The 16179-nt window shown below is 41.2% G+C and carries 15 protein-coding genes; 6 read left to right on the top strand and 9 right to left on the bottom strand.

The features are described from left to right. Window positions 1-120: 120 nt before the first annotated feature. Window positions 121-303 carry a 50S ribosomal protein L32 gene (gene rpmF / locus FTU36_RS08565; RefSeq protein ID WP_004279227.1) on the bottom strand — a complete coding sequence of 61 codons (183 nt, stop codon included), beginning with the start codon at window positions 301-303 and terminating at the stop codon, window positions 121-123. 77 nt (window positions 304-380) lie between these two features. Further along, the gene (locus FTU36_RS08560; RefSeq protein WP_078190057.1) at window positions 381-938 is read right to left on the bottom strand and encodes a DUF177 domain-containing protein; all 558 of its coding nucleotides are present in this window, start codon (window positions 936-938) and stop codon (window positions 381-383) included. A gap of 97 nt (window positions 939-1035) precedes the next feature. Here FTU36_RS08560 and FTU36_RS08555 point away from each other — a divergent pair, with 97 nt between their 5' ends. The 3 genes from FTU36_RS08555 to FTU36_RS08545 all read left to right on the top strand — a co-directional run bounded on the left by FTU36_RS08555 (window position 1036) and on the right by FTU36_RS08545 (window position 2838). Further along, complete coding sequence (locus tag FTU36_RS08555; protein WP_180073190.1) at window positions 1036-1698, top strand: elongation factor P hydroxylase; 663 nt, start codon at window positions 1036-1038, stop codon at window positions 1696-1698. Between the two features lie 89 nt (window positions 1699-1787). Next, the gene (locus tag FTU36_RS08550) at window positions 1788-2405 is read left to right on the top strand and encodes an L-threonylcarbamoyladenylate synthase (protein ID WP_078190059.1); all 618 of its coding nucleotides are present in this window, start codon (window positions 1788-1790) and stop codon (window positions 2403-2405) included. Between the two features lie 103 nt (window positions 2406-2508). Then, on the top strand, window positions 2509-2838 hold the full coding sequence (locus FTU36_RS08545) for a hypothetical protein (protein ID WP_180063865.1): 330 nt from the start codon (window positions 2509-2511) through the stop codon (window positions 2836-2838). 14 nt (window positions 2839-2852) lie between these two features. Here FTU36_RS08545 and FTU36_RS08540 read toward each other — a convergent pair whose 3' ends face one another. Next, on the bottom strand, window positions 2853-3572 hold the full coding sequence (locus FTU36_RS08540) for a GNAT family N-acetyltransferase (RefSeq protein WP_180117463.1): 720 nt from the start codon (window positions 3570-3572) through the stop codon (window positions 2853-2855). A 339-nt stretch (window positions 3573-3911) separates the two neighbouring features. On the opposite strand from FTU36_RS08540, the gene FTU36_RS08535 reads away from it, so the two are divergent. From FTU36_RS08535 to rluB, 3 genes are read left to right on the top strand one after another with little or no spacing between them, the layout of a single operon-like run. Continuing rightward, window positions 3912-4706, top strand: coding sequence for a ScpA family protein (locus FTU36_RS08535; RefSeq protein ID WP_180117461.1), 795 nt, complete (start codon window positions 3912-3914; stop codon window positions 4704-4706). Continuing rightward, window positions 4703-5299, top strand: coding sequence for an SMC-Scp complex subunit ScpB (scpB, locus tag FTU36_RS08530; protein ID WP_078190063.1), 597 nt, complete (start codon window positions 4703-4705; stop codon window positions 5297-5299). Before FTU36_RS08535 ends, scpB begins: the two co-directional genes overlap by 4 nt. Window positions 5300-5340: 41 nt before the next feature. Next, a complete protein-coding gene (gene rluB / locus FTU36_RS08525; RefSeq protein WP_180011977.1) occupies window positions 5341-6459 on the top strand; it encodes a 23S rRNA pseudouridine(2605) synthase RluB in 1119 nt (372 codons plus the stop codon). Between the two features lie 50 nt (window positions 6460-6509). On the opposite strand, the gene FTU36_RS08520 is transcribed toward rluB, so the two are convergent. The 6 genes from FTU36_RS08520 to FTU36_RS08495 all read right to left on the bottom strand — a co-directional run bounded on the left by FTU36_RS08520 (window position 6510) and on the right by FTU36_RS08495 (window position 15956). Further along, entirely contained in the window at window positions 6510-8249 is a 1740-nt protein-coding gene (locus tag FTU36_RS08520; RefSeq protein ID WP_180117459.1) for an ABC transporter ATP-binding protein, read from the bottom strand. A gap of 13 nt (window positions 8250-8262) precedes the next feature. After that, on the bottom strand, window positions 8263-9402 hold the full coding sequence (locus FTU36_RS08515) for an ABC transporter permease (RefSeq protein ID WP_180117457.1): 1140 nt from the start codon (window positions 9400-9402) through the stop codon (window positions 8263-8265). 7 nt (window positions 9403-9409) lie between these two features. Then, window positions 9410-10348, bottom strand: coding sequence for an ABC transporter permease (locus tag FTU36_RS08510; protein WP_078190067.1), 939 nt, complete (start codon window positions 10346-10348; stop codon window positions 9410-9412). 10 nt (window positions 10349-10358) lie between these two features. Next, window positions 10359-12374, bottom strand: coding sequence for a M3 family metallopeptidase (locus tag FTU36_RS08505; RefSeq protein WP_180117455.1), 2016 nt, complete (start codon window positions 12372-12374; stop codon window positions 10359-10361). 23 nt (window positions 12375-12397) lie between these two features. Next, window positions 12398-14161 carry an ABC transporter substrate-binding protein gene (locus FTU36_RS08500; RefSeq protein WP_373686319.1) on the bottom strand — a complete coding sequence of 588 codons (1764 nt, stop codon included), beginning with the start codon at window positions 14159-14161 and terminating at the stop codon, window positions 12398-12400. Window positions 14162-14228: 67 nt separating this feature from the next. Further along, window positions 14229-15956 (bottom strand): ABC transporter substrate-binding protein, encoded by a 1728-nt coding sequence (locus tag FTU36_RS08495; protein ID WP_180063870.1) that lies wholly within the window; start codon window positions 15954-15956, stop codon window positions 14229-14231. Between the last annotated feature and the right edge of the window lie 223 nt (window positions 15957-16179).

Below are 16179 nucleotides of genomic sequence, written 5' to 3'. Positions count from 1 at the left end.
GAAATTTAACACTTAATTTTTGTCTTGGTAATTGCCAAATGCAACAAAAAATCGGTACAAAAAAAGGGAGCTTAACGCTCCCATTTTTTCTACTAAGCTTGACGCTTAATACATCACCAATTATTCAGCAGATGCTTTAGCGAATAATTGACGACCACGGTAGATACCATCTTTAGATACGTGGTGACGACGGTGAGTCTCGCCAGTAGCTTGGTCTACAGTTAATGCATTCTCGGTTAAAGCGTCATGTGAACGGCGCATGTCACGGCGAGAGCGACTTTTACGGTTTTGCTGAACGGCCATGATGGCTCCTTACAAAGATCGAAAAAATGGATCAGAACAAATTCGATTGTCTTATACTCAAGAGTATAACACAAAAATTAGTTAAGTTTACCCTTCAAACCTGCCAAAACATCAAACGGGTTGTCCCGTTTTTCTTCAACAAGCTCTTCAGCGGCAGGTTGATGCTTATGTTCACAAGCGTCGTGCTTAGGTGACAAAGGCATCAACAATAACAATTCATCCTCTATCAGTGAGAGTAAATCAGCAGTCGCAGGTGCATCATATGAACCTTTGGTTGTTGCTTCACTTTCACCTAAAACGATGAAATCAGCATCCTCATCCAAGCGCTCTATCAGTGACTCGTCATCTACAAGAGCTAGATGAAAACTTAAAACAAGTGGAATCTCAACAGTATCCAGACAACGCTGGCATTCCATTGGAACATTTGTTTCAACATGACCATCCAGCCATACAATGCGATGATAAGCATCCATTGATAGCTTACAGTCTATGTTAATCAATTGATCATCAATTGATCCAACAGCTTCACGAGCAATACGAACAAAGCGAGATAATGGCAGTGTTCCTGACCATTTAAAGCCCTGTTCAGCCCATTTAAACGGCTCAATCTGTGCCGGAAAGGTATTTGCTGACATAATTAAGGCGGCAATTCTACAAATTCATCAGTACTCTGTCAAAGATTAAGATACAATTTTGTACTTATTTAGACAGACCATTTGGGTAACTTAAGTTATGCATCTGTTGCAGCCGCAAACAGAAGTGAATGTTTCATCACTTATGAGCACAATTTCAACGCTTGATTCTGACATTTCAACTGACCAAGTGCAACTCTCGGCTTGGGAGAAACTTTCCACAGAAACAGAACACGTCGATTGGCTCATCTTACACTTTAATCATTGGTTTTCCCACCTGAATGTGAGCTTAGTGAAAGGTGACTTTGAGCCCGAGTACTTTCCTGCTGATTCAAACGGCCCTGCCCGTATTCAATTTGCCCATGGTTATTTCAATAGCGCCCTGCATGAAATTAGCCATTGGACTATTGCTGGCGAGCAACGCCGTTTACTTCCCGATTTAGGCTATTGGTATGCACCAGATGGTCGTAGCAAAGAGCAACAAGCCCTCTTTGAACAGGTAGAAATTAAGCCCCAAGCGATCGAATGGTTATTTGCCAAAGCCTTTGGACGTAAATTTCGTGTCTCACTTGATAACCTTACTGGTGAAGGCGGTGATGGCAGTAGCTTTAAAGATAATGTCTATGCACAATTACAGGCTTATTTTAAGGGCGAAGCCAAACTTCCACGCGATGCTTGGCGCTTTATCCAATGCATTTGCCACTGTACACGTGCTGGCAAAATGTTACAGGCGAATGAATTTCAACGTGAAATGCTTGATTAAATTATACAATTTGACTGCATTTCACATTGCACAAAGCAAATAGACCGCGACATAATGTCTAGAGCTTTTAATAATAAGAGGAAAACGACATGTTGCATTTAAGAATACATCCGGAAAATCCTCAGCCCCGTTTAATTACGCAAGCCGTTGAACGGATTCGTGCCGGCGATGTGGTGGTTTATCCTACAGATGCCGCCTATGCCATCGGTTGCCAAATTGGGAACAAAAATGCCATGGAACGCATTGCCCAAATTCGTCAGCTCGATGCTAAACATCAATATGCGATTATTTGTGCAGATTTATCTGACATTGCCACGTATGCCAAAGTCGACAATGCCATGTATCGTTTATTGAAAAATAACACCCCTGCGGTCACCACCTTTATTTTGCCTGCGACCAGTGAAGTTCCTCGCCGTTTAATGCATCCTAAAAAGAAAACCATTGGACTGCGTATTCCGAGCAACCCGATTTGCCAATTGTTACTCAAAGAACTCGGTGAACCTTTATTAACATCGACCTTAATTTTACCGGGCCAAAAAGAACCGATTGATGATCCTTACGAAATTGAACTGCAAATCGGCAAAAGAATAGATGTATTAATTGATGGCGGTTTAGGTACTTTAAATACCACTAGCGTTGTAAACCTTGCAGGTGAATACCCTGAAGTGATTCGCCGTGGTGTCGGTGATGTCAGTGCCTTTGAATAGCATGTACTGTTAAATACATGCTGTATCCGATCAGAGGCACAGCATGTAAAAGTCCTCTGCTCAAAACGCGGTTAAAGCACCTTTCGATAAAGGAATCGACCTGATGACTTTATTTCAAATGTTACTAAAGCTGCAAAATGCGACAGACCTCAATGTCTCCGAACAAAACCGTCTTAATCATCTTGCTATATATGCCACTGAGCCTTGGACTTTAGAATCCACGGCTCAACTAAGGGCAGCATCTGATAAAAATTTAATTTCACCAATAGCGACAACACCGCCGCAGGCTTTTTCTTACTTTCTGCATGCATCAACGGTCAAATCGCTGTTTAAACGTAGAGCTAATCAAAATCTCTGCTCGCAAGCGCAGTGCCAACTCATCATCGAATTTGCACTTGAGCAAAGAGTCTTACCAACATACTCACAGCCTTGATAATTAGCTTTCGCTCAAACGCAATAAAGCTGCATAAATTCCTTTAAATGAATTTTCTGCTCTCCCTGCTCATCAAAATTATTTGTATCGAGCCAAGCTACGTAAGCTTGATACAACATTGGCCAATCCTGATCTAACATCGCAAACCAAGCAGTATCACGATTACGACCTTTCACTATCACATGTTGACGAAACAACCCTTCAAATTGAAAGCCAAAACGCAAAGCAGCATTTTTCGAAGGCGTGTTCAAGTCATCACACTTCCACTCCACCCGTCGATAACCTGCTGCAAAGCATGCTTTTAACAATAGATAAATGGTTTCTGTTGCTGCGGTTGATCGCTTCATTAAACTTGAAAAATAGACATTACCAATTTCGATGACAGCATGTGCTGGGCGCACATTAAGCAAACCAACCCATCCTACAATGGCATCACCAACCTCAATGACATAATGCATCGAACCGGTAAAATGAAAGGATTGCTGAAAATAATCACGCAATTGCTGCATGCTTTGAATTTGAGAATAAGGCAAATACGTCCAACAGCGTTCATCAGGTTCTTGTTGTACTGTCTGCCATAGCCGCTGTAAAAGACTATCATCAAGCTGATCGGGTAGCATCGGAATAAGCCGAACAGATTGCCCCACTTCGGTTTTACATCTGAACTGGCAAGGTTCAAACTGCGTCAACGTCATCCCTACAGACTGACCCCATTGATTATATTGTTGTGGCATAGCTAATATTCTTTTAGTCAATTCATTCAAATCATTTCATGAAGGATGCCCATCATCCAGACATCACAGCTTAAATGAGTTCACGGATTGATGAGTGTATTTTTTATAATTAACACAAGATGTGATCGATATCACAGCTTTAAAATTTTACGTGTGTATAAATAAAGCCTATTCCCTATAAATTTTAAGTTTTTTACCCAATTCAACCGTTCAGTAATTTCTTTAAACGCATTTTTCCATTACACTATTCCCTATAACTTTTGTGCTTTTACTTTCGATGTGAGATCGAAGCGAAAGTTGTCTGCATGCCTTTGAAAATTCGCGTGGCCTATAATTGCAATGAACCAAACTGTCCATAATTCTATGGAAGATGCTCCACACATTCGCGTTTTGGATGAGTGGCAAGAAGCTATTCCAGAAGATTTGTACATTCCACCCGCTGCATTTGAAATTCTATTAGAGCATTTCGAAGGACCACTCGACTTTCTGATTTACCTGATTCAAAAAAATGGCTTCGACTTATTACAAGTCGATATTGCCCCGATTGCATCCCAATATTTGTCTTATATGGATGCAATGAAATCTCTAGATATTGAATTAACCGCAGACTATATGGTGATGGCAGCCCTATTGGCCGATTTAAAATCGCGTCTATTATTGCCAAAACCTAAATCGACCGCAGCACATGAACAAGATCCTAAACAAGAATTAATTGACCGTTTAGAAACGTATTTGCGCATCAAACAAGCTGCGGAAAGATTAGGTCAAATGACAGTATTGGATCGGGATAATTTCGATACCAATGTCAGTTTAGGAACGATTGTCGAAACCAATGATGGTTATGACATTCAATTACTTCGTGATGCCATACTCTGTGTTTTTAATCGACCAGAACCAGTTACCCACCAAATTCTACAAGAGCCTGTCTTACTCGAAGAACGTATTGCTTATATTGAAACTAAGCTTGAGTCAGGTGAAGTATTAGATTTTGCAGACTTACTCAAGCCAAGCCAAGGCCGCATGGGTGTTGTCGTGACATTTATGGCCGTGTTGGAACTGACACGCCAACAAAAAGTTCAAATTGTCGCATCAGGTGTAGAAGCACCGCTTGCAATTCAGGGAGCACGTGCATGAACACTGAACTTAAACAAATGACTGCGGTGTCTTCAGAAGATAATCTGCATGAAATTTTGATGCAGCTTGAAGCCATTATTTTTGCCAGTGAAGCGGCGGTGAGTATTGCCCGTTTAAAAGAGGCTTTCCAAGACCGTTTCAGTAAAACCGAATTACGCCAATATTTGCAGCAGCTTTCAATGCTGCAACACGGCAGATCAATTGAACTTGTTGAAACCGCTCAAGGTTTCCGTTTTCAAGTACGTGCAAAATATCGTAATATTATTGCACAGACCTGGCCTGAACGACCAACTCGTTTATCGCCATCCTTGCTCGAAACTCTTTCTGTCATTGCTTACCATCAACCGGTAACCCGCGCAGATATTGAGCAAATCCGTGGGGTGACCAACAATAGTCAAATTTTACGTACGTTATTTGACTGGAACTGGATTAAAGAATCTGGTTTTCGTGAACTCCCTGGACGACCCGCGTTGTTAGTTACAACGCCTCAATTTTTAAATGCTTTTGGTCTAACCTCTTTGGGCCAATTGCCTCCCCTGCAGGATGCCAAGGAAGCTTTTATGGCCCTCGATGCGAATGCACCGAAGTCATAAATAGGTGAACTGTTGATGATAATTTCTAAGGTTATGCTGTCATGAGTGAAAAATTGCAAAAGGTGCTCGCACGCGTTGGTTTGGGTTCTCGCCGTTATATGGAAGAAGTCATTGCCGCTGGTCGTGTGAGCGTAAATGGGCAAGTTGCCCAAGTGGGTGAACGTATTGAACCGGGTGATGAGCTTCGCATCGATGGTCGTAAAGTTCAGTTCCAAATTGAAGACGAAATTCGTCGCCGTGTGTTGATTTACTACAAACCAGAAGGCGAAATTTGCTCACGCAATGACCCTGAAAACCGTCCAACGGTATTTGAACAATTACCTCAAATTACCGGTGATCGCTGGGTAATGGTAGGTCGTCTAGATATCAACTCTACAGGTCTATTGCTGTTCACAAATGACGGTGAACTGGCGAACCGTTTAATGCACCCGTCTAGCGAAATCGAACGTGAATATGCCGTTCGTGTCATGGGTGAAGTCACTCCTCAGTTAAAAAACAACATGTTACAAGGCGTTGTTTTAGATGATGGTCCAGCAAAGTTTGAGTCATTCTCTGAAATTGGTGGTGACGGTATTAACCGTTGGTATCAAGTGGTCGTAAAAGAAGGTCGTAACCGCGAAGTTCGTCGTATTTTCGAATCTCAAGGCTTAAAAGTGAGCCGTCTTTTACGCACACGTTATGGTTCAGTAATTCTGCCACGCGAACTACGTACTGGTCGCTGGATCGAGCTAGATAAACAAGATATCGACAACTTAACCAAGTCGGTTGAGCTTAAACCACGTCAAGGTACTGGCCTGTTTGGTATGGCGAAACGTCGTACTGAACGTATGCAAGATAAACCAATGGCAGCACGTCGTGGTGGTTACTTACGCCAACAACGTCGTGACAGTGACGAAAACCAGCCACAACAAAGCAATGGTTATCAAGACAACCGTGGCGAACGTCGTACTGGTCGTACTGAAGGTGGTTTCCAAGGCAATGGATTTAACCGTTCAGAGCGTCGCAACGAAGGGTTCAACAATAACCGTAATGATCGCAACAGTGAAAACTTCGGTAACCGTGAACGTCGTAACGACAATTTTGGCAATCGTGAGCGTCGTAATGACTCTGTGCCAAGTCGCGCATTTAGCGGAAACAACAAAGGCTTTAAGAAATTTTAATTTCTTAAGTATAAAAAAACCGCTCATTTGAGCGGTTTTTTTTATGATTACTAAGCAAATTGTTCAGTGGTTTGTGGAATCGCACTCAGCAAACGCTTGGTATATTCATGCTGCGGCGATCTATACAACTCATCCGAGTTTGCAATTTCAACAATATCACCATGGTTCATCACCATGATTTGGTCAGAAATATATTTCACCACAGATAAATCATGTGAAATAAAGATATAGCTCAAACCAAATTCATCTTGTAAATCTTGCAATAAATTCAGAACTTGGGCTTGAACCGAAACATCTAATGCAGACACAGACTCATCACAGATCAAAATTTCTGGCTTTAAGGTCAAGCATCGTGCAATGGCAATACGTTGACGCTGACCACCAGAAAACTCATGTGGATAGCGATAAAATGCTTGTGCAGGCAAACTGACACGCTCTAGTAAATCAAACGCCATTTGCTCTCGTTCTGCATCATCCTTCCCAATCTGATGCACTTGCATCGGCTCCATCAGAATTTGACCCACCGTAAAACGTGGATTAAGCGAAGCATATGGGTTTTGGAAAATGATCTGTATTTTGCGCTGATATTGGGTAAATTCTTTTTCGCTCATCGCCAAAATATCATGACCTTCAAACAGCGCCTGACCACCTGTCGCTTCCTGTAGACGCATCAGTAAAAGGCCGATTGTGGTTTTACCTGAGCCAGATTCTCCAACCAACCCGAGCGTTTTACCTTTCGCCAGTTGAAACGAGACACCTTTGACCGCCTGATATTCATCCTTACCAAATAAACCCTTGCGGCTATAAAACGATTTTTTCAGGTCTTTGACATCTAAGATAATCTGTTCATTACCTGTGAGACCACGCGTTCGTTGTCTACGGGTTTCTTCTGATAAATGCACATCCTCAATCAGCTCATCACCATTTTGACGCATAAAATCACTGATCATCGGTAATTTATAAGGACGTTCTGACATCTGCGGACGGCATTTGAGCAAAGCTCGAGTGTAGATATCTTTAGGATGATCCAACACTTCATTGACCAAGCCTTGTTCACGGATTTCTCCATGACGCATGACAATCACCTGATCGGCAATTTCGCTTACCAATGCTAAATCATGCGTAATGAACAGCATCGACATCTCACGTTTCTTTTGCAAGGCTTCAAGTAAATCTAAAATTTGCTTTTGAATCGTCACATCAAGTGCTGTGGTTGGCTCATCTGCAATCAATAACTTCGGCTCACATGCAATTGCCATTGCAATCATGACACGTTGCTGTTGACCACCTGACATTTGGCTAGGATAGGCATCAATTTTCGTTTCAGGAGAAGGAATACCTACTTCCTTCAATAATTCCAAAGTCCGTGCTCTTGCCTGCTTACGCCCCATACCTAGATGAAGTCGTAATACTTCGGAAATTTGATCACCCACCGTAAAGACAGGATTGAGTGACGACATCGGTTCCTGAAAAATCATTGCAATATCTTTACCACAGATATTACGCATTTCTCTTGGAGACAGACTCAGTAAATCCTGCCCTTCAAAAATAATTTTACTGCTTGCATCTATACGGCTTTGATCACGTGGCAACAGCCCCATGGTTGCCAATGAGGTCACCGATTTGCCACTGCCAGATTCTCCTACAAGTGCCACGGTTGTATTGGCAGGAATGTCAAAAGATATTCCTTTGACCGTTTCGATATAACTTTTATCTTCGGCTTTAAAGCTCACTTTCAGGTTTTGAACACTGAGGAGCGTTGGTTTAACAGTTTGATTTTGTTCCGTCATCCTTTACTCCTCCTTATTTCAATTTTGGATCTAATGCATCACGCAATGCATCAGTAAACATTGAAAATGCCGTAACCAAAACCGCCATCGCTACAGATGCTGCGATAAGTTGCCACCATTTACCTAAAATCAATTCACTTTGTGCTTCATTAAGCATGCTGCCCCATGACACAACCCCAACAGGAACGCCAAACCCCAAGAAGCTCAAAATCACTTCTGACTTAATAAAGGCCACCACTAAAATCGAAATTTGTACCAATGCAATATGACTGACGTTCGGAAAGATATGCACAAAGATGCGTCGAAAATGACTCACCCCTATCGCTTTGGCAGCGAGCACATATTCACGCGAAGTATGCTTCATATACTCTGCACGAATCAGACGATATACCCCCGTCCACCCAGTAAGTCCTAGAATGAGGACAATTGACAAGATCCCCTTTTGTTGTAGTACAGCAGCAATCGCAAGAACCAAGAGCAAATACGGAATCGAGGTAAAAATGTTATAGAACCAGTTTAAAATATCATCAACCCAACCACCAAAGTAGCCAGAAATTGCCCCTAAAATTGTCCCAATCACGACAGCAAGTAATGCAGCTACCACGCCAACAATAATAGATGTTTCAGCACCCTTAATGGTTTTTTGCAGGACATCCTGCCCCCATTTATCCGCACCAAACGGTAAAGTTTGTTTTAGCTCACTTTGTTGATCTAACAAATGACCACCCAATTGCTGATCAATCGCCTTCATATCTTCTGCTAGTGGATCGACAACGCCATAGTAGTCAATTGCATTGGCACCACCTTGCTCAGTCGCAATCTCTGCATTCAGTTCAGCAATTACATCTTTTAAAGGATCAACAGGATTTTCAGGCAATGCTATATCTTCTGCTGATGCTTTGGTTTTAGCTGTTTCATTGAGTTCCGCCCCAATAAAACTTGGAGGTGCATAACTAACAGCCACTTCTTTATTCCAATTGGATGCAACCACGCCTGTCATCGACAATAGCAACACCACGAAATAACACAGTACAACGAACAACGACACCATCGCTAATTTATCGGCCTTTAGGCGTCGCATCGCCAACTTCCACAAGCCAGTCGATGCAGGCGTTGATGCCGTTGCTTTGGTCTTATTGAATATTCCTAGCATAGGCCACCTACTTCAACTGAACGCGAGGATCGACAAGTTTATAAATCAAATCCGCGATTAAGTTAAAAATCATTGTAGCCGCTGCAACGTAGACCGTAATCGCCTTAATGACAGGGAAGTCACTGCGCTCAACAGCAATAATAACTTCACGACCAATCCCCGGAATACCAAAGAATCGTTCAATCAAGAAAGCGCCTATCAGCAGTGCCGGTAGACTCGACATGACATCGGTAATAATTGGAATTGAGGCGTTACGCAGTACATGTACACCTAAAATACGGCTTTCACCCACACCTTTTGCGCGCGCAGTTCGAACATAGTCTTGATTGACTTCATCCAATACAAAACTGCGGTATAAGCGCAAAGTTGGCGCAATACTCACCACCAACATAATTAAGATAGGCAGTAAACCGTATTTAAATAAGTTTTCGCTAAAGTGATCACTCCAGCCTTGAACCGGGAACCAACTCAACTGATATGCAAAAACGTATTGGAAAACAATAATGTAAACCAAAATACTGATCGACATACCAATCGTACAAAGCATCATAATCATACGATCAGTTAATGTGCCACGAACTGAAGCCACAGCAAGTGCCAAACCAATTGAAATGATTGTTTGCAAAATGGTTAAAGGAATTAAAATCGTCAGTGACGGTCCTAGACGGGTCAAAATAATATCTGACACCGACTCACCTGTACTCCAACTCATTCCATAATCAAAAGTTAAAATCTGCTTAATGAAGATCCACAATTGGACATAGTAGGGTTGATCAACCCCCAACTGTTGACGGATGTTTTCAATTTGCTCTGGGTTCGACATTTTGCCTGCTAGAATATATGCAGGGTCTCCACCTACCCAGTTAAATAAGAAGAATATGAGCAGAACAACCCCCAACATCGTTGGGATCATCTGCCATATACGCCGTATGATATATGCCAGCATAAAGTTGTCCTTACTTCACTCGTTGTCCAGTAATTTCATCAAAGAAAGCTTTGTTATCAGGTTTACGACCTAAGAAATCATGTACCAATTTTTCTGCTTCATATTGACCACCTTGCGACAAGATCGTTTTACGGTAGCGTTGTCCCACTTCAGGGTTATTTAGGTTATCTCCGAAAGCAGACAACATATCGAGTGCCATCACTTCAGACCACATATAGCCATAATAGCCAACTTGGTAACCGCCCATGATATGGTTGAATTGTCCTGGGAATTCAGTACTTGGGACATAGCCTAAAGCTGTCTCGCCTTCCATTTTCTTCCAGACATCTAAAGGTTTAACACTCAAAGCATCTGATGAGTGAAGTGCCATATCATATTTTGCATACAAGGCTTGACGTGCATAATGTAAACCACGTCCATAGCTATGAACTGCTTTTAATTTATTAATCAGTGCATCATCTACAGGTGGACACGTTGGATTACAGTAATTTGCGAGTGTAGATAACGTTTCTTTACGACGCGCCCATTCTTCATACATTTGTGAAGGTGCTTCTACAAAGTCGCGCTCTACTGAAGTCCCCGATTGAGATGCATAGCGTGTATTCGACAAAATACCGTGTAAGGCATGACCAAACTCATGAACAAAGGTTTCAAGTTCATCACTATTTAAACCTTTACGGTTAAAGTTGGTCACTAAAGCAGAAATCGGTTTACGCTTAGTCAAGGTACTACCACCTTTTACGCCCCAAACAGCTGCATGACCGTACTTCCCTTCACGTGGGTATTTATCGATATATAAACCACCAAGCAGCTCACCGGTCTTTTTATCTTTTACATCATAATATTCAACTTCTGACTGCCAAACATCAACTTTCGCAGGCTTAAATTCAATGCCATAAAGGTCAGATGAAATGGCAAAAATCCATTCTTGAGATGCTTGGGTTGGGAAATAGTCACGCAATTTTTCTTGATCGATTTGATACTTTTCTTTGCGAAGTTTTTCACTCCAATAACTCTCACTCCAGCGATTGATTTCAGCTTTTTCGAGTGGAATTTTCAGGCTTTTCGCTTTGAACTCACGTAAAGTCTCAACTTCTTTTTTCTCTAAAGGTGCCACCGTTTGATGAACATCGGCTAAGAACTTATTCACTGTTTCAGGGTCTTTTGCCATACGGTGTTGCAACACCCATTCGGCATAGCTTTTTTTGCCAAAGAGCTGCGCAATTTCATAACGTAAATCCATTGCTTGCTTTAACAATACTAAGTTTTTCTCAGTACCACGACGCGTGAATGCAGTTTGGTAACGCTTACGCGCATCATCACTTTCTGCTAGTTCCATAAATGGACGGTATTCTGGGTATTCAAAACCGAGCAAATAATTGCCCTTTTCATTTTTCTTTAAGCCCGAAATATAGCTGTCTGGCAAGCCTTTCAACTCCGCCGGTGTAAACTCCAGTTTTTCTTTATTATCTCGTACATTACGCGCATATTCTTGTTCAATTTTTGCTAATTCATCAAAGATAGCTTTCAAACGAGCACGTTTTTCAGGTGTAAATTGTACCCCTGTATTTTCAAAACCATCCAAGATGTCTTGACGCATTTTTTTATCAATTTCGTCATTGGTTTTGAGTTTTTTAATTTGCTCGTAAAGTTTTGGATTTTGATAAACCGAAGTTTGAAACTCCATAATTTTAATTTCACAATCTTCCGCCGCCTTACGTAAAGCCTCATCAGGATCGACGTTACTATATAGTCCGATTGGTCCATAAAAATCTTCAAATTTGGCAAAAATTTGATCCCACTCCGCCAAAATAGGTGCTGCTTTTGCATTATTTTTTATCTTTTTTTGCTCAAATGCAGCTAAATCTGTTTTCACTTGCTGAATTTTGGCATCACACAGCGCAGGTATTTCTTTGGCTTGGAACTTTGGCAAAGTACTCCGTATTGAATCTTCGGCTTGAACCAATTGGCTAGCGCCGATCATCAACATACTGAGTGTGGTGAGTTTCAAAGCTTTATTTTTCATAATTTCTCCAGTTTTGTTCCATTTTATTTTTTCGGGTCAATATCGATGTACATCCATTCTGTTGCCAAAATTGGATGCTTTTTATAACCAATCACGCGTGGTTGCGACAACACACTACGGTAACGTGCATAATTAATTTGGACAGGCATATACACTTCTAAAATGCGTGACATTTTCCGATAGACTGCATCACGCTCCGGTCCCGGTTTCATACGCTGCGTCTGTTCATATAAACGGTCGTATTCAGGAATTTTTGAACAGCCGTTGTTGGTGACATTGATATTTTTGCCATAGAACAATTGCATAAAATTGTCTGCATCTGGATAGTCTGCGATCCATGCAGATGCTTTAAACATGGTTTTACACTGTTTTTCGGCTTTTAAAGCTTCTGCAAATGGCATCGACTTTGTTGTCATTTTAATTTTGATGCTATCTAAAGTTTTCTTCCAAAATTCGCCCGACTGCTGACTACGGCTACTATTGCCCGCTATCGTCATTTCAATCGTAAGCGGTTTACCATTCGGTTGAGTACGCCAGCCATCTGCGCCGACTTTATAGTTATAACGATCGAGCAATAAATTTGCCGCTTTAACTGAGTATGGAATACTCGACTTATAATTCGGGTCATAGCCGACAACACCGAGTGGAATTGGGCTTTGTAATTTTTGTGCATCACCATTCATCAAAATTTTGATTTGATTATCTGCTGAATAAGCCATCGCCATTGCACGACGTAATGCAATTTTTTCTTTACTAAAACCTCCAACCACAGGGTTTTGCATATTCCAATAGTGATAGTCGATAGAGGGATCAGAAATCCGCGACATTTGGATACCTTTTTTAGCCAACTCAGGCTTTAGCTCTCCATCTTTTAAGGCTTGTACCGACAAATCTCCATCGAGCACCAACAAATCAGCTTCATTTTTTGCAAAGGTCAACCAACGTGATTGTGATTCTTCCATCACCTGAATATCAATCACACCAATTTGTGGCATTTTTTTGCCTTGCATGGCTTTTACGATCTTTTCATCTTTGGCATCTGATGCCTTGAAGTCCCAGACAAAACCACGATAGTTGGGATTGGCCTTTAAAATAATTCGTGAGCCAGGTGTCCAGCGCGTCAAAATATATGGCCCTGTACCCACCGGTTTACCCATCACAAAACCCGCTTTGTCTCGATATTTTTCGACCACTTCACGTGCCATAGCCGATGCAGGTTGATGAGCCAATAACATTGGAAAGTTTTGATCTGGAGAATTTAAACGAATGACAAGGGTATAACGATCAGGAGTTTGTATGCCTTCAATGGGTGCATCATAGTCAAACTTACCTGTTTTTTTCGCCTTATCTAAAACCTTCTCCATGCCTAAAATGCGGCCATCGAGTAGCCAACTGTTTGGTGAGCGAAGTTGTGGATCGACTAAACGTCTAAAGGTATATGCATAATCAGCCGAGGTTAACTCTCTTTTCTTGCCCTTAAACACAGGATCATCAGCAAAATAAATGCCTTTTTGCAGGCGAATGGTATAAGTCAAACCATCTGCACTGATTTCTGGCATCGCAGCCGCCGTTTTAGGAACCAACTTTGCCGGTGATGCTAAATAGTCATAGGTATATAAGGTTTCAAAGATTGAGGTATTCACATGTGCAGAATACAGATCATGTACGCCAACTGGGTCAAAACCTGTTTCTGCGACAGGGAAAATATGACGTAAAACTTTATTTGGATCTGCTGGATTCTTTGCCATTGCTAATGTCGGCATCGCACTGAATAGCACTCCCCCCATCAAACACGCTGTAGCAAATTTGGTTAGCGTAAAATTCGAATTTCGCTTCATTGTAATCCTGACTCAATTATTTTTTACTAGGCTGAATATCGAGATATTGCCAACTGGTGTTCATCATTGGATGTGTTTTATACCCCTGAATTTCAGGGTGAATTAACCAATTACGAATCCGTGTAGAATGGATAATCCAAGGGTTATCCGCTTCAATTTGACGGTTCATTTTTTCATAAAAAGGTTCACGATCTTTAGGTTTCAACACAATTGCTTGTTTATATAAAGCGTCATAAGCTTTAGATTGATAACAACTTAAATTCCCTTGTCCTGAATTTGGCCCATATAGTAATTGAGCAAAGTTCTCCCCTTCAGGATAATCTGCAATCCACGCTCCTGACCACATCATATATTTACATTGCATTGCTTCTTTTAAATTATCAGCAAAGTTACTGACCTTAAACTGTACCCGTATCCCAATGGCATCGAGATTTTTTTTCCACAACTCAGATTGAATCACCGATTTAGAGCTATTTTCAGTATTTATTTTTAAGGTCAACGCTTTACCATCGGGCAAGGTTCGATAACCATCAGCACCTTTCTTATACCCAAATCGATCCAGTAATTTATTGGCCAGCAATGGGTTATATCCCAAACTGCTGCGATATTTTGGATTAAAGCCACTCACACCTTCTGGCAAAAACATTTCAGCCTTTACGGCCTGCCCTTGATATAACTGTTTAATCGCTTCAGCTTGATTGTATGACATGCTGATAGCACGGCGTAACGCAATCTTTTCAAGGCTTTGACCACCGACAAGCGGGTCTTGCATATTGAACATGCTGTAGGTGATTTCAGCATCTTTATTTGGATAATGCTTAATGCCGAGCTTTTGCATATCAGGCTTAAGTTTATTTTGCGAATCTAAGGCTTGCGGTACTGCATTTGAGGTCAATTTATCAAAATTCAGCTGCCCTGTTTTAAATGCTAACCACCGTGACTGTTCTTCTTCAATAATACTGACGGAAACTTTGCCGATTTGCGGCATTTTCTTCCCGTTCATTTCTTTAACTAACTGATTGTCCCAAGCTGTGCCTGTCGATTTAAAATTCCAAACAAAACCACGATAATTCGGGTTTGCAACCAGTTCGATCTTGCTACGTGGCACATATTTACTGAGCTGATACGGCCCCGTTCCTACAGGATGTTGTGCAATTTTATTGCCATAAAATTCAACAACTTCTTTTGAAACTGCTCCAAACGTAACATAGGCCAAAATATATTGAAAATTATAGTCAGGGCGCGTCAAAGTAATTTGCAACGTATAAGGATCTATCGCTTTTAGGCCGGCAATTGCCGCATTGTAATTAAATTTCCCAGACTTCTTTGCATCCGCAACGACCGCATCCCCCCCTAAGATCTTGCCATCAATAAATGAATAGGTCGGAGAACGATTAGCCGGATCTAAAATTCGTTGAATCGCGTAAATGTAATCCTGCGCAACCAGCTCGCGTTTCTTTCCCTTAAAGGCAGAATCATCTGAAAAATGGATACCTCGTTTGATTTTGAAGGTATAGACTTTTCCTTCTTGTTCAATCTTTGGCATCGCTTCAATGGTATTTGGGACAAGAACGACAGGACGTGCTAGATAGTCATATTTCAATAAGGGTTCAAAAATCGCTTCCGCAATATTGCCACTATAATAATTATAGGTTTTGACCATATCAAAACCATCATCAGGTGCTTCAAATGCAATATTTAAAACTTTATTCGATTGTGCAGAAGCTTGAACCTCGGCCATCATCCCTGTTGAAATTAATAATGCAAGGAGCGCTATTTTAAATTTTCTAGTTTCCAAACCTTTTCCTTTCTGATGATTTTTTAATAATACAAAGCCGCAAGCAGACTTTAAATAAAGCCACCCTCACTAAAATAAAACAATCCAGTTTAAATTGAGTTTTAAACGTAGAACTTAATACAGCAATTAATATAAAGCGAAATTCATGCCACCACTCCTTGGTTGAAAG

The organism is Acinetobacter sp. YH12096 (assembly GCF_013419215.1).
GTDB classification, from domain to species: Bacteria; Pseudomonadota; Gammaproteobacteria; order Pseudomonadales; family Moraxellaceae; genus Acinetobacter; species Acinetobacter amyesii.
Note: the sequence above shows the minus strand (reverse complement) of the source record. Positions and strands in the feature narration are given on the sequence as shown.

Coding starts and splice junctions, on each gene's coding strand:
- rpmF (WP_004279227.1), bottom strand. CDS start 303: ATGGCCGTTCAGCAAAACCGTAAAAGTCGCTCTCGCCGTGACATGCGC.
- FTU36_RS08560 (WP_078190057.1), bottom strand. CDS start 938: ATGTCAGCAAATACCTTTCCGGCACAGATTGAGCCGTTTAAATGGGCT.
- FTU36_RS08555 (WP_180073190.1), top strand. CDS start 1,036: ATGCATCTGTTGCAGCCGCAAACAGAAGTGAATGTTTCATCACTTATG.
- FTU36_RS08550 (WP_078190059.1), top strand. CDS start 1,788: ATGTTGCATTTAAGAATACATCCGGAAAATCCTCAGCCCCGTTTAATT.
- FTU36_RS08545 (WP_180063865.1), top strand. CDS start 2,509: ATGACTTTATTTCAAATGTTACTAAAGCTGCAAAATGCGACAGACCTC.
- FTU36_RS08540 (WP_180117463.1), bottom strand. CDS start 3,572: ATGCCACAACAATATAATCAATGGGGTCAGTCTGTAGGGATGACGTTG.
- FTU36_RS08535 (WP_180117461.1), top strand. CDS start 3,912: ATGAACCAAACTGTCCATAATTCTATGGAAGATGCTCCACACATTCGC.
- scpB (WP_078190063.1), top strand. CDS start 4,703: ATGAACACTGAACTTAAACAAATGACTGCGGTGTCTTCAGAAGATAAT.
- rluB (WP_180011977.1), top strand. CDS start 5,341: ATGAGTGAAAAATTGCAAAAGGTGCTCGCACGCGTTGGTTTGGGTTCT.
- FTU36_RS08520 (WP_180117459.1), bottom strand. CDS start 8,249: ATGACGGAACAAAATCAAACTGTTAAACCAACGCTCCTCAGTGTTCAA.
- FTU36_RS08515 (WP_180117457.1), bottom strand. CDS start 9,402: ATGCTAGGAATATTCAATAAGACCAAAGCAACGGCATCAACGCCTGCA.
- FTU36_RS08510 (WP_078190067.1), bottom strand. CDS start 10,348: ATGCTGGCATATATCATACGGCGTATATGGCAGATGATCCCAACGATG.
- FTU36_RS08505 (WP_180117455.1), bottom strand. CDS start 12,374: ATGAAAAATAAAGCTTTGAAACTCACCACACTCAGTATGTTGATGATC.
- FTU36_RS08500 (WP_373686319.1), bottom strand. CDS start 14,161: ATGGGGGGAGTGCTATTCAGTGCGATGCCGACATTAGCAATGGCAAAG.
- FTU36_RS08495 (WP_180063870.1), bottom strand. CDS start 15,956: ATGATGGCCGAGGTTCAAGCTTCTGCACAATCGAATAAAGTTTTAAAT.